Raw genomic sequence first — 12,894 nt, 5'->3', positions numbered from 1 at the left:
GCCAGTATATCGATATGTTGTTAAATAAACGAACTACCCGCTCGGGACACTAGGTAAGAACTAGCGTTTAAGCCGTAGTACATTAAGCCGCCTCGGTTCATTTGCTGTAGATGACCATAGTCCTGGCGCAGGGAAGCACGAACGTGACCGCCGTTGGTAGTTTCAAGAAAAGCTTTTGATTACCGTGATTGTTTCCATGGAAACACCGTTTTTCAGGCACTCCTCTCGTGAAGGGCTCGCCGGTCCAATGCGTCATGTCTATCGCGGTGTCACCGAATGGCTTCGTCTTCCTGAGAGCGTGCTTGATCAGATCAGCCCCCAGTTTCACCGTGCTCGTAATTATCTTGATGGATTGGAGCGCAATGGCTTAGCTGATGGGGCGCGCCGGTTGAGGGCGAACCCAACGTAAAGGTCCTATGCCGGCGCAAATCGAAGCGCATGTGTGGCGCGAGGTCTCAGTCGCGCTTTTTTAAGCGTAGGCAACTGCAGATAGAAATCGAAGCAAGGCCACAACCAACCGGTTCCGTACTCTTCTGTCAGGTTTGGTTTCGCGAGTTATCTAGTTGGCAATTGCTACAACTACTTCGATATCTGTCAGTTCGCCATAAAAACGCATCCTTAGGCAACAGCCCTAGATTCTCCAGCCTGCTATTTCGCCGGCATTGATTTGAATGAATTCATTAGTAAGGTGCGTTCTCCAGTCGCACGCTAGCTAGCATGGATGACCACAAGCAGATCTATCGCATGTACCGAGCCGCTGGCTTGACGTGAGGCGGCGCAGTAGAGCGCGAACACCTAGACCTACCGAGCGCTCCGAATCAGGTGTGATCAATGAACTTCGTCTTCGATGCACGTAGTTCAGGTCGGAGGAGCAAATGACGGGCGACCTGAGTACAACGAGCATCGACCGCACAAGGGTGCTGGGCGATTTCGTCCGGCAGATTTGCTGCGAGGTGGCGAGCCAGTCAGTAGAAGAGATCTCAACATGACTTCTAGTCTTGTTCCTGTACCAAGGCGGCCGGCGGCTACGACATCGGCGCGGCCTGGAAGAAGTGCAACCATGCCGAGCGGCCCTGCAGCTGGTTAATACTAAATCTCTCAAGTCATGACGATCTGCCAATACCACTTCTTCGCTTGCTTTGGCGATGTGAGCAACCGGTGATATGGCTGAGCCTCGGGCTATGTCCTAGCCGAGCAGATCCCCAAGGCGTGCGACAGGTCACAAAACAAAGTCAGCTTGCTTCAACAATGTGTCGACAATCATCGTTGACGGTGGCTTTTATTTGGAATAAATTCATTAAAAAATGGATATGTGTCAACAATATGTTAAAGCTAACTGAAGTCGTGACACACATGCAGCTCAGCAGCGAGACGCTTTCGGAGCACGTGTTTCGTCGCATCCAAACTGCCATCGTGAAGGGCGAGATACCCCCTGGCAGCAAAATCTCCGAGCCCGAGCTTGCGCGCACGTACGGCATAAGCCGCGGCCCGCTGCGTGAGGCGATACATCGTCTTGAAGGGCAGAAGCTGCTGGTCCGTGTGCCGCATGTGGGGGCTCGTGTGGTGTCGTTGAGCCACGCCGAGCTGATCGAGCTCTATGAGATCCGTGAGTCGCTGGAGGGCATGGCCTGTCGACTTGCCGCGGAGCGTATGAGCGAGGCCGAGATCGCAGAGCTGCGGCGCGTATTGAACACCCATGAGCAGGACGAGGCGTTCCAGGCCGGCGTCGGCTAATACCAGCAGGAAGGCGACTTCGATTTCCACTACCGAATCATCCAGGGTAGCGGCAACCGCACGTTGACTCAGATGCTCTGTGGCGAGCTGTATCAGCTGGTACGGATGTACCGCATCCAGTTTTCCGCTACCCCGAATCGCCCGCGTCAGGCTTTTGCCGAACATCACCGGATTCTCGATGCCATTGCCGACCGTGACGGCGAGCTGGCCGAGTTGCTGATGCGTCGCCATATCGGCGGGTCCAAACGCAACATCGCGCGCCACTACCAGGCCGCTCAGGCACAGACACCACAAACAAGAGGTGAGGCATGACATTTCCTACCCCCGGCCAGCGTTTTCGTGATGCGGTGGCAAGCGAGCATCCCCTGCAGGTAGTTGGCGCCATCAACGCCAACCATGCGTTGCTGGCCAAGCGTGCCGGCTTCAAGGCGATCTACCTGTCGGGTGGTGGCGTTGCGGCCGGTTCACTCGGTTTGCCGGACCTCGGCATAAGCGGTCTGGACGATGTGCTGACGGACGTGCGCCGCATCACCGACGTTTGCGATCTGCCGCTGCTGGTCGATGTCGATACCGGCTTCGGTTCTTCGGCCTTCAACGTCGCTCGCACCGTCAAGTCGATGATCAAGTTCGGCGCCGCTGCGATTCATATCGAGGATCAGGTCGGCGCCAAGCGTTGCGGTCATCGGCCGAACAAGGAAATCGTTTCTCAACAGGAAATGGTTGATCGGATCAAGGCAGCCGTCGACGCGCGTACCGACGACAGTTTCGTGATCATGGCGCGTACCGATGCGCTGGCGGTCGAGGGGCTGGATTCGGCGCTGGAGCGGGCCCAGGCCTGCGTCGAGGCGGGTGCCGACATGGTCTTCCCGGAGGCGATAACCGAGCTGTCGATGTACAAGCTGTTCGCCGAAAAGGTCGGCGCGCCGATTCTTGCCAACATCACGGAGTTCGGCTCGACGCCGCTGTACACCACGGACGAACTGGCCAGTGCTGATGTTTCGCTGGTGCTGTATCCACTGTCTGCGTTCCGCGCTATGAACAAGGCGGCTGAAAACGTCTACACCGCGATTCGGCGCGATGGGACGCAGAAGAACGTGATCGACACCATGCAGACCCGCATGGAGCTGTACGACCGCATCAACTATCACGCCTTCGAGCAAAGCCTCGATGCGTTGTTCGCCCAGAAGAAAGGCTGAAGCAGGGCGGGGCGCTTAATAGGTGCTCCGTCCGTTTGACGAGCAATTTGCAGTATCCAGAACAAATCCAATAAGGAGAGAGCAATGGCTGAAGCAAAAGTTTTGAGTGGCGCGGGCCTGCGTGGACAAGTCGCTGGGCAGACCGCGCTATGCACTGTGGGCAAGACCGGTGCGGGCCTGACCTACCGTGGTTACGACGTGCGAGATCTGGCGGCACAAAGCGAGTTCGAGGAAGTCGCCTACCTACTGTTTTATGGTGAGTTGCCTACCGAGCAGCAACTGGCCGACTACAAAGAACGGCTGAAGACCATGCGCGACCTCCCGGACGCGTTGAAGGAAGTGCTGGAGCGGATTCCGGCCGATGCTCACCCGATGGACGTGATGCGCACGGGTGCCTCTGTACTGGGTACGCTGGAGCCGGAGCATTCTTTCGAGCAACAGCGCGACGTGGCTGAGCGTTTGATGGCCGCATTCCCGGCGATCATGTGCTACTGGTATCGCTTTACGCACGGGAAGACTCGGATCGACTGCACCAGCGATGAAGACACCTTGGGTGGCCATTTTCTTGCCCTGCTGCATGGCGAGAAGCCGAGCGAGCTGCACGTCAAGGTGATGAACGTTTCGTTGATTCTTTACGCCGAGCACGAATTCAACGCATCGACGTTCACCGCGCGGGTCTGTGCCTCGACCCTGTCGGACATGTACTCCTGCGTCACCGGCGCCATCGGCTCACTGCGAGGCCCGCTGCACGGCGGCGCCAACGAGGCGGCGATGGACATGATCCAGCAATGGACATCTGCGGAAGATGCGGTGCAGGGCATCCTCGGCATGCTCGAGCGCAAGGACAAGATCATGGGCTTCGGCCACGCGATCTACAAGGAGTCCGACCCGCGCAACGAAGTCATCAAGGTGTGGGCCAAGAAGCTCGCCGATGAAGTGGGCGACACTGTTCTGTTCCCGGTGTCGGTAGCCGTCGACGAAACCATGTGGGCGCAAAAGAAGCTGTTTCCCAACGCCGATTTCTATCATGCCTCCGCGTATCACTTCATGGGCATCCCGACCAAGCTGTTCACGCCGATCTTCGTCTGCTCTCGCGTAACCGGTTGGGCATCGCATGTCATTGAGCAGCGGGCCAACAATCGCATCATCCGGCCGAGCGCCGAATACGTCGGCCCGGAACAGCGCAAAGTTGTCCCGATAGCCGAGCGCTGATCAGCCCGGGAGGCCGCGTGAGCGGCGCTCCTCCGACCTGGCCTACGAATATCCATTGGATCGAGTTTTTTCGGCATGAATACAGAACACCGCAAACCGCTACCCGGCACCCTGCTGGATTACTTTGATACCCGCGCTGCGGTCGAAACTATTCAGCCGGGTGCCTACGACAAGCTGCCCTATACCTCGCGCGTACTGGCCGAACAGCTGGTTCGGCGTTGCGATCCTGCCATGCTGAGCGACTCGCTGAAGCAGATCGTCGAGCGTCGTCGAGATCTGGATTTCCCTTGGTATCCGGCTCGCGTGGTCTGCCACGACATCCTCGGGCAGACCGCGCTCGTGGATCTGGCCGGTCTGCGCGATGCGATTGCCGAGCAGGGCGGTGATCCGTCGAAGGTCAATCCGGTCGTGCCGACCCAGTTGATCGTCGATCATTCCTTGGCAGTGGAATTCGCCGGCTTCGATCCCGATGCGTTCGAGAAGAACCGTGCGGTAGAAGAGCGCCGCAACGAGGATCGCTTTCACTTCATCGAGTGGACCAAGACGGCTTTCAAGAACGTCGATGTGATCCCGGCCGGTAACGGCATCATGCACCAGATCAACCTTGAGAAGATGTCGCCGGTTATCCAGGCGCGGGGTGGCGTAGCCTTCCCGGATACCTGCGTGGGAACCGACAGCCACACCCCACACGTCGATGCCCTGGGTGTGATCGCCGTCGGCGTCGGCGGTCTGGAAGCCGAAACCGTGATGCTTGGCCGCGCTTCGATGATGCGTCTGCCGGATATCGTTGGCGTTAAGCTGACGGGTAAACATCAGCCCGGCATCACCTGTACTGACATCGTCCTGGCCTTGACCGAGTTCCTTCGCAAGGAGCGGGTGGTCGGTGCGTACGTCGAGTTCTTCGGCGAAGGCGCGGCCAGCCTGACCATCGGTGATCGCGCCACGATCTCCAACATGTGCCCCGAGTACGGCGCCACTGCGGCGATGTTCTACATCGACCAGCAGACCATCGATTATCTAGTACTGACCGGCCGCGAGCCGGAACAGGTGGCGCTGGTCGAGCAGTACGCAAAAACCACCGGGCTCTGGGCCGATGCGCTGGTTGGTGCTGAATACGAGCGGGTGCTGGAGTTTGATTTGTCCAGCGTCGAACGCACCATGGCCGGGCCGTCCAATCCGCATCGTCGCTTGCCGACATCCGCGCTTCACGAGCGCGGCATCGCCACGGACCTGGACCGGGCGCTCGCCGAGGAAGCACAGGGGCTCATGCCAGACGGCGCGGTCATCATCGCTGCGATCACCAGCTGTACCAACACCTCGAACCCGCGCAACGTGGTCGCGGCCGGTTTGCTGGCCAAGAAGGCCAACGTGCTGGGGCTGGTGCGCAAGCCCTGGGTCAAAACCTCCTTCGCGCCGGGCTCTAAGGTCGCCAAGCTGTATCTGGAGGATGCGGGGCTGTTGTCGGAACTGGAAAAGCTTGGTTTCGGCATCGTCGCCTACGCGTGCACCACCTGCAATGGCATGTCCGGTGTGCTGGATCCGAAGATTCAGCAGGAAATCATCGATCGCGACCTGTACGCCACCGCCGTGCTGTCGGGCAACCGCAACTTCGATGGCCGCATTCATCCTTACGCCAAGCAGGCCTTTCTCGCATCGCCACCGCTGGTGGTTGCCTACGCCATCGCCGGCACCGTGCGTTTCGACATTGAAAAAGACGTGCTGGGCCATGATCCGTCTGGCCAGCCGATTACCCTGAAGGATCTGTGGCCGAGCGATGAAGAGATCGATCGCATCGTTGCCGCGTCGGTGAAGCCCGAGCAGTTCAAGCAGATTTACATCCCGATGTTCGATCTGGGGACGGTGGACGAAGCCGAAAGCCCGCTGTATGACTGGCGGCCGACGTCGACCTATATCCGTCGCCCGCCTTACTGGGAAGGCGCGCTCGCGGGTGAACGCTCGCTCAAGGGCATGCGCCCACTGGCTGTACTGCCAGACAACATCACCACCGATCACCTATCGCCATCCAACGCGATTCTGCTGGACAGTGCGGCTGGTGAATATCTGGCGAAAATGGGCCTGCCGGAAGAGGACTTCAATTCGTACGCGACCCACCGCGGCGATCACCTTACCGCTCAGCGCGCCACCTTCGCCAACCCGCAACTGGTCAACGAGATGGCCGTAGTCGACGGCCAAGTGAAGAAGGGTTCGCTGACCCGCGTCGAGCCGGAAGGCAAAGTCATGCGCATGTGGGAGGCGATCGAAACCTACATGGAGCGCAAACAGCCGCTGATCATCATTGCCGGTGCGGACTACGGTCAGGGTTCTTCTCGCGATTGGGCCGCCAAGGGTGTGCGATTGGCCGGCGTCGAGGCGATCGTGGCCGAAGGCTTCGAGCGCATCCACCGGACCAACCTGGTTGGAATGGGCGTGCTGCCGCTGGAGTTTCAGCCCGGCACCACACGCAAGACGCTGGGCATCGACGGTAGCGAGACCTATGACGTGATCGGCGAGCGCACTCCACGCGCCACGCTGACCCTGGTGATCATCCGCAAGAGCGGCGAGCGGCTTGAGGTGCCAGTCATTTGCCGGCTCGACACGGCCGAGGAAGTATCGATCTATGACGCTGGCGGAGTGCTGCAGCGTTTCGCCAAAGACTTCCTTAACCAAGCATCCTGACTAGTTGGCAGCGGCACGGCTGGGATAAAGCAGTGCCGTCCGCCGCACACTGATGGGTTCATACAGCGGCCGGTGGTCGCGGCGTTCGATAAGGCAAGGTTTCCATGGCTCATGCACCGCAACTGAAAATCCCAGCCACCTACATGCGTGGTGGCACCAGCAAGGGCGTTTTCTTCCGTCTGCAGGATTTGCCGCCCTCCGCGCAAGTGCCAGGCGAGGCGCGCGATAAGCTGTTCATGCGCGTGATCGGCAGCCCGGACCCCTACGACAAGCACACTGACGGTATGGGCGGTGCGACGTCCAGTACCAGCAAGTGCGTGATTCTGTCCAAAAGCGATCGGCCCGAACACGACGTCGAATACCTTTATGGCCAGGTCTCGATCGACAGCGCTTTTGTCGATTGGAGCGGCAATTGCGGCAACCTCTCCACGGCTGCTGGTGCCTTCGCCTTGCACGCTGGGCTGGTCGATCCTGTGCGGATACCGCGCGACGGCGTCTGCAGTGTGCGCATCTGGCAGGCCAACATCGGCAAGACCATCATCGCCCACGTGCCGGTAAGCAATGGCGCGGTACAGGAGGCCGGTGACTTCGAGCTGGACGGCGTGACCTTTCCCTCCGCCGAGATCGTGCTGGAGTTCATCGACCCAGCAGACGAAGGTGAGGGCGGTGGCTCGATGTTCCCCACGGGCAATCTCGTCGATGATCTTGATGTGCCGGGTATCGGTGTTCTCAAAGCGACCATGATCAACGCAGGCATTCCGACGATTTTCATCAACGCCAAAGAGATAGGCTTTACCGGCACGGAATTGCAGGATGTGATTAACAGCGATCTCGAGACGTTAGCTAGGTTTGAAGTCATTCGTGCTCATGGTGCGTTGCGCATGGGACTGATCAAGGAGATCGGGGAGGCAGCCAAGCGTCAGCATACGCCAAAGGTGGCGTTCGTCTCCGAGCCTTCCGATTACGTTTCGTCCAGCGGTAAAGCGGTGCGGGCCGATGATGTGGACCTGCTGGTGCGTGCCTTGTCGATGGGCAAGTTGCACCACGCGATGATGGGCACTGCAGCAGTCGCTATCGCTACAGCGGCATCCATTCCGGGAACATTGGTCAACCTGGCGGCAGGAGGCGGAGAGCGTACTGAAGTGGTGTTCGGGCATCCGTCCGGCACCCTGCGAGTAGGCGCCGAAGCCCGCAAGGTCAACGACGTGTGGACTGTGCTGAAGGCAAGCATGAGCCGCAGCGCTCGCATCCTGATGGAAGGATGCGTGCGGGTGCCGGGGGGGCGTTCTGAGATTTCTCATCTCAGCGCACGAGCCGTAGTTCTGTGACATATCACTTTTTCTTGCGCCGACAAGTTACCATTTAGAGGAGTCACCGTGCTTGAAGCCTATCGCAAACACGTAGAAGAGCGTGCCGCCCAGGGCGTCGTGCCCCAGCCGCTTAATGCCGAGCAGACCGCAGGCCTGGTCGAGCTCCTTAAAAGCCCGCCTGCTGGCGAAGAAGAATTTCTTCTCGACCTGATCACCCACCGCGTCCCCGCGGGCGTGGACGAAGCGGCCTATATCAAGGCAGGCTTTCTCGCCGCCATCGCCAAGGGCGAAGCCACTTCCCCGCTGATCAGCAAACAGCGCGCGGTGGAACTGCTCGGTACCATGCAGGGCGGTTACAACATCGTGACCCTGGTCGAGCTGCTGGACAGCGCCGAGCTGGCCGCTGCCGCCGCCGAAGAACTCAAGCACACGCTGCTGATGTTCGACGCTTTCTACGATGTCTCTGAGAAAGCCAAGAACGGCAACGTTTACGCCAAGGCCATTCTGCAGTCCTGGGCCGAGGGCGAGTGGTTCAAAAGCCGCGCCCCGATCGCCGAGAAGTACACCCTGACCGTGTTCAAGGTGCCCGGCGAAACCAACACGGATGACCTGTCGCCGGCGCCCGATGCCTGGTCGCGTCCGGATATTCCGCTGCACGCGCTGGCGATGTTGAAAATGGCGCGCGACGGCATCACGCCTGACGCACCGGGTTCCATCGGTCCGCTCAAGCAGATCGAAGAAGTCAAGGCCAAGGGCTACCCGGTCGCCTATGTCGGCGACGTGGTCGGAACGGGTTCCTCCCGCAAATCGGCCACCAACTCGGTGCTGTGGTTCTTCGGCGACGACATCCCTTACGTGCCGAACAAGCGTGGCGGTGGCTTCTGCTTCGGCAACAAGATTGCCCCGATCTTCTACAACACCATGGAAGACGCCGGTGCCCTGCCGATCGAGTTCGATGTTGCCAAGCTGAACATGGGCGACGTGATCGACGTATACCCGCTGGCCGGCAAGGTAACCCGGCACGGCACCGATGACGTGTTGGCCACATTCGAGCTGAAAACCCCGGTCCTGCTGGACGAAGTGCGTGCTGGCGGGCGTATTCCGCTGATCATCGGTCGCGGCCTGACCGAGAAGGCGCGTGCCGAACTGGGCATGGGTCCTTCCGACCTGTTCAAGAAGCCGGAAGCGCCTGCCGAAAGCACCAAGGGCTTCACCCTGGCGCAAAAGATGGTCGGCCGCGCCTGCGGTCTGCCGGAAGGTGCAGGCGTCCGTCCGGGCACCTATTGCGAACCGAAGATGACCACCGTCGGTTCCCAGGACACCACGGGGCCGATGACCCGCGACGAGCTGAAAGACTTGGCCTGCCTGGGCTTCTCCACTGATTTGGTGATGCAGTCCTTCTGCCACACGGCGGCCTACCCGAAACCGATCGACGTCAACACCCACCACACCCTGCCGGACTTCATGATGACCCGCGGCGGTGTTTCCCTGCGTCCGGGTGACGGCATCATCCACAGCTGGCTGAACCGCATGCTGCTGCCGGACACCGTCGGTACCGGTGGTGACTCGCACACCCGCTTCCCGATCGGCATCTCCTTCCCGGCCGGTTCGGGTCTGGTTGCCTTTGCCGCCGCCACTGGTGTGATGCCGCTAGACATGCCCGAGTCAGTACTGGTGCGCTTCAAGGGCAAGATGCAGCCCGGCATCACCCTGCGCGACCTGGTGCATGCGATCCCGTACTACGCGATCAAGAAAGGCCTGCTGACCGTCGAGAAAAAGGGCAAGAAGAACATCTTCTCCGGCCGTATCCTCGAAATCGAAGGCCTCAACGAGCTGACCGTCGAGCAGGCGTTCGAACTGTCGGACGCCTCGGCTGAACGTTCGGCTGCTGGCTGCACCATCAAGCTGCCGGAAGCGGCGATTGCCGAATACCTGCAGTCCAACACCACCCTGCTGCGCTGGATGATCAGCGAAGGCTACGGCGACGCGCGCACCCTGGAGCGCCGTGCTCAGGCGATGGAAGCCTGGCTGGCCAACCCGCAACTGATGAGTGCTGACGCCGACGCCGAATACACCCAAGTCATCGAGATCGACCTGTCCGAAGTCACCGAGCCGGTTCTCTGCGCACCGAACGACCCGGACGACGCCCGTCTGCTCTCCAGCGTGCAGGGCGAGAAGATCGACGAAGTGTTCATCGGTTCGTGCATGACTAACATCGGTCACTTCCGTGCTGCCGGCAAGCTGCTGGATAAGGTCGAAGGCGCGCTGCCGACGCGTCTGTGGCTGTCGCCGCCAACCAAGATGGACCAGCACCAGCTGACCGAGGAAGGCTACTACGGCATCTACAACCGCGCCGGCGCGCGCCTAGAAATGCCGGGCTGCTCGCTGTGCATGGGCAACCAGGCACGCGTGGAAACCGGCTCGACAGTGGTCTCCACCTCGACTCGTAACTTCCCCAACCGTCTGGGTGACGCCACTAACGTCTACCTCGCTTCTGCCGAACTGGCAGCCGTTGCTTCGATTATTGGTCGTCTGCCGACTGTCGAGGAGTACATGGTCTACGCCGCTCAGATCGACACCATGGCGGCGGATGTGTACCGCTACCTGAGCTTCGACCAGATCGCCGAGTTCCGTGAGTCCGCGGCCAGGGCCAAGATCGACGTGGTTGCTATCTAATTCGAAACTAACCAGGCGGTTTTTGTTATGACCTCTAACCAGCTTCTCTGGGAAGGCGTCGAGCTTATGCTGTTCGGCATAGGCTCTGTCTTCGTATTTCTTGTCCTGCTCATCTATTGCATCCGACTGATGTCGTTCTGCGTGGGTCGTTTCGAACCAGCGCCGAGTCCGGCCGTGCGAACAGCGCCGAGTCCCGCTGCCTCTATTGAATTGAGTGGCGACGAGTTGAGCGCCATTCAGTCCGCCATTCATCAGCACCGCGCGCGTCGCGGGTGATCAGAAAGGGAATTCCCTCATGACTTCTGTAAAACAGCCGCTCGGCATTACCGACGTGGTGCTACGTGACGCCCATCAATCCATTCTGGCCACCCGTGTTCGTCTTGAAGACATGCTGCCGATTGCCGGCAAACTCGATCAGGTGGGCTTCTGGTCGGTTGAATCCTGGGGTGGCGCGACCTTCGATGCGTGCATTCGCTACCTGGGCGAAGACCCGTGGGAGCGTATCCGCGAACTGAAGAAAGCGATGCCCAATACTCGCCAGCAAATGCTGCTGCGCGGTCAGAACCTGCTGGGCTATCGGCACTACGCCGATGATGTGGTGGAAAAGTTCGTCGAGCGGGCGGCGGTCAACGGCGTCGATGTGTTCCGCGTGTTCGACGCGATGAACGATCCACGCAACCTGGAAACCGCGCTGCGTGCTGTCAAGCAGCAGGGTAAGCATGCCCAGGGCACCATTTCCTACACCACCAGTCCCGTGCATACCCTGGACATGTGGGTCGATCTGGCCAAGCGGATCGAAGACATGAGCGCCGATTCGGTCGCGATCAAGGACATGGCCGGGATCCTCACGCCTTATACGGCCTTCGAGCTGGTTTCACGCCTTAAGACGAGCCTGTCCATTCCGATCCATATGCAGTGTCACGCTACGGCGGGCCTGTCGACGGCAGCCATCCTAAAAGCCGTTGAGGCTGGCATCGACAACGTCGATACCGCTATTTCGTCGCTCTCGATGACCTACGGGCATTCGCCGACCGAATCGGTGGTGGCGATTTTGCAGGGCACCGAGCGCGACACCGGGCTCGATCTGGAACTGCTGGAAGAAATCGCCGCCTATTTCCGCGAGGTACGCAAGAAATACGCGAAATTCGAAGGCACGCTCAGGGGCGTCGATTCACGCATCCTCGTGGCACAGGTGCCTGGCGGCATGCTGACCAATATGGAAGGCCAGCTGAAGGAGCAGGGCGCGCTCGACAAGTTTGACCAGGTATTGGCCGAGATCCCTCGCGTCCGCGAAGACCTCGGCTTCATCCCGCTGGTGACACCCACTTCGCAGATCGTTGGCACACAGGCTGTCATTAACGTGCTCACCGGCGAGCGCTTCAAGTCCATCACCAAGGAGACCGCCGGCATTCTGAAAGGCGAATATGGCGCGGCGCCGGCGCCTTTCAATACCGAACTGCAGCAACGCGTGCTCGACGGTGCGCAAGTCATCACCTGCCGCCCCGCCGACCTGCTGCAGCCGGAAATGGACAAGCTGACCGCCGAGCTGAAGGGTCTGGCTCAGGAGAAAGGCATCAAGCTGGCCAAGGATGAGATCGACGACGTTCTTACCTATGCGCTGTTCCCCCAGATCGGCCTCAAGTTTCTCGAGAACCGCGGCAACGCCGCCGCCTTCGAGCCGATGCCGACCGGCAACGAGCAGGCACCACGCGAAGCGGGCGTACCCGAGGTTTACACCGTCGAGGTCAACGGCAAGTCGTACGTGGTACAGGTCAATGAAGGTGGCAACATCGAGGGGCTCAAGCCGATCGGTGACGCTTCTGGCGCAACAGCTGCAACTGCTTCTGCACCGGCCGCTGGCACTGGTGAGCCTCAGCCAGCACCGCTGGCAGGCAATATCTTCAAGGTGCTCGTACAGCCCGGTCAGTTGGTTCAGGAGGGCGATCTGGTGATCATCCTCGAAGCCATGAAGATGGAAACCGAGATCCGTGCATTCAAGGCGGGCACCGTTTCAGGTGTGAATGTCAAGGTCGGCGACGCGGTGTTGGTAGGCGACAGCCTGCTGACCATCGCTTAAGGAGTGCTGCTGC

The 12,894-nt window shown here is 59.9% G+C and carries 7 protein-coding genes and 1 pseudogene; all 8 read left to right on the top strand.

The window, feature by feature from the left end; translation table 11 throughout:
• Positions 1–1,323 precede the first annotated feature (1,323 nt).
• The 8 genes and pseudogenes from RT582_RS20160 (at position 1,324) to oadA (ending at position 12,881) form a co-directional block, all read left to right on the top strand.
• A pseudogene (locus RT582_RS20160) lies at positions 1,324–2,046 on the top strand (GntR family transcriptional regulator).
• Positions 2,043–2,930, top strand: a complete 888-nt coding sequence (prpB, locus tag RT582_RS20155) for a methylisocitrate lyase (protein WP_125862840.1) — start codon at positions 2,043–2,045, stop codon at positions 2,928–2,930. Before RT582_RS20160 ends, prpB begins: the two are co-directional and overlap by 4 nt.
• 84 nt (positions 2,931–3,014) lie before the next feature.
• On the top strand, positions 3,015–4,142 hold the full coding sequence (gene prpC, locus RT582_RS20150; RefSeq protein ID WP_125862841.1) for a bifunctional 2-methylcitrate synthase/citrate synthase: 1,128 nt from the start codon (positions 3,015–3,017) through the stop codon (positions 4,140–4,142).
• A 75-nt stretch (positions 4,143–4,217) separates the two neighbouring features.
• A complete protein-coding gene (gene acnD / locus RT582_RS20145; protein ID WP_313479590.1) occupies positions 4,218–6,818 on the top strand; it encodes a Fe/S-dependent 2-methylisocitrate dehydratase AcnD in 2,601 nt (866 codons plus the stop codon).
• 104 nt (positions 6,819–6,922) lie between these two features.
• On the top strand, positions 6,923–8,146 hold the full coding sequence (prpF, locus tag RT582_RS20140) for a 2-methylaconitate cis-trans isomerase PrpF (RefSeq protein WP_125862843.1): 1,224 nt from the start codon (positions 6,923–6,925) through the stop codon (positions 8,144–8,146).
• 48 nt (positions 8,147–8,194) lie between these two features.
• The gene (gene acnB / locus RT582_RS20135; RefSeq protein WP_125862844.1) at positions 8,195–10,804 is read left to right on the top strand and encodes a bifunctional aconitate hydratase 2/2-methylisocitrate dehydratase; all 2,610 of its coding nucleotides are present in this window, start codon (positions 8,195–8,197) and stop codon (positions 10,802–10,804) included.
• A gap of 27 nt (positions 10,805–10,831) precedes the next feature.
• A complete protein-coding gene (locus RT582_RS20130; protein WP_125862845.1) occupies positions 10,832–11,080 on the top strand; it encodes an OadG family protein in 249 nt (82 codons plus the stop codon).
• Between the two features lie 19 nt (positions 11,081–11,099).
• Positions 11,100–12,881, top strand: coding sequence for a sodium-extruding oxaloacetate decarboxylase subunit alpha (gene oadA / locus RT582_RS20125; protein ID WP_125862846.1), 1,782 nt, complete (start codon positions 11,100–11,102; stop codon positions 12,879–12,881).
• The last annotated feature ends 13 nt before the right edge of the window (positions 12,882–12,894 follow it).

The sequence above is a fragment of the Stutzerimonas kunmingensis genome, from assembly GCF_032106285.1.
Lineage (GTDB): Bacteria > Pseudomonadota > Gammaproteobacteria > Pseudomonadales > Pseudomonadaceae > Stutzerimonas > Stutzerimonas kunmingensis_B.
Note: the sequence above shows the minus strand (reverse complement) of the source record. Positions and strands in the feature narration are given on the sequence as shown.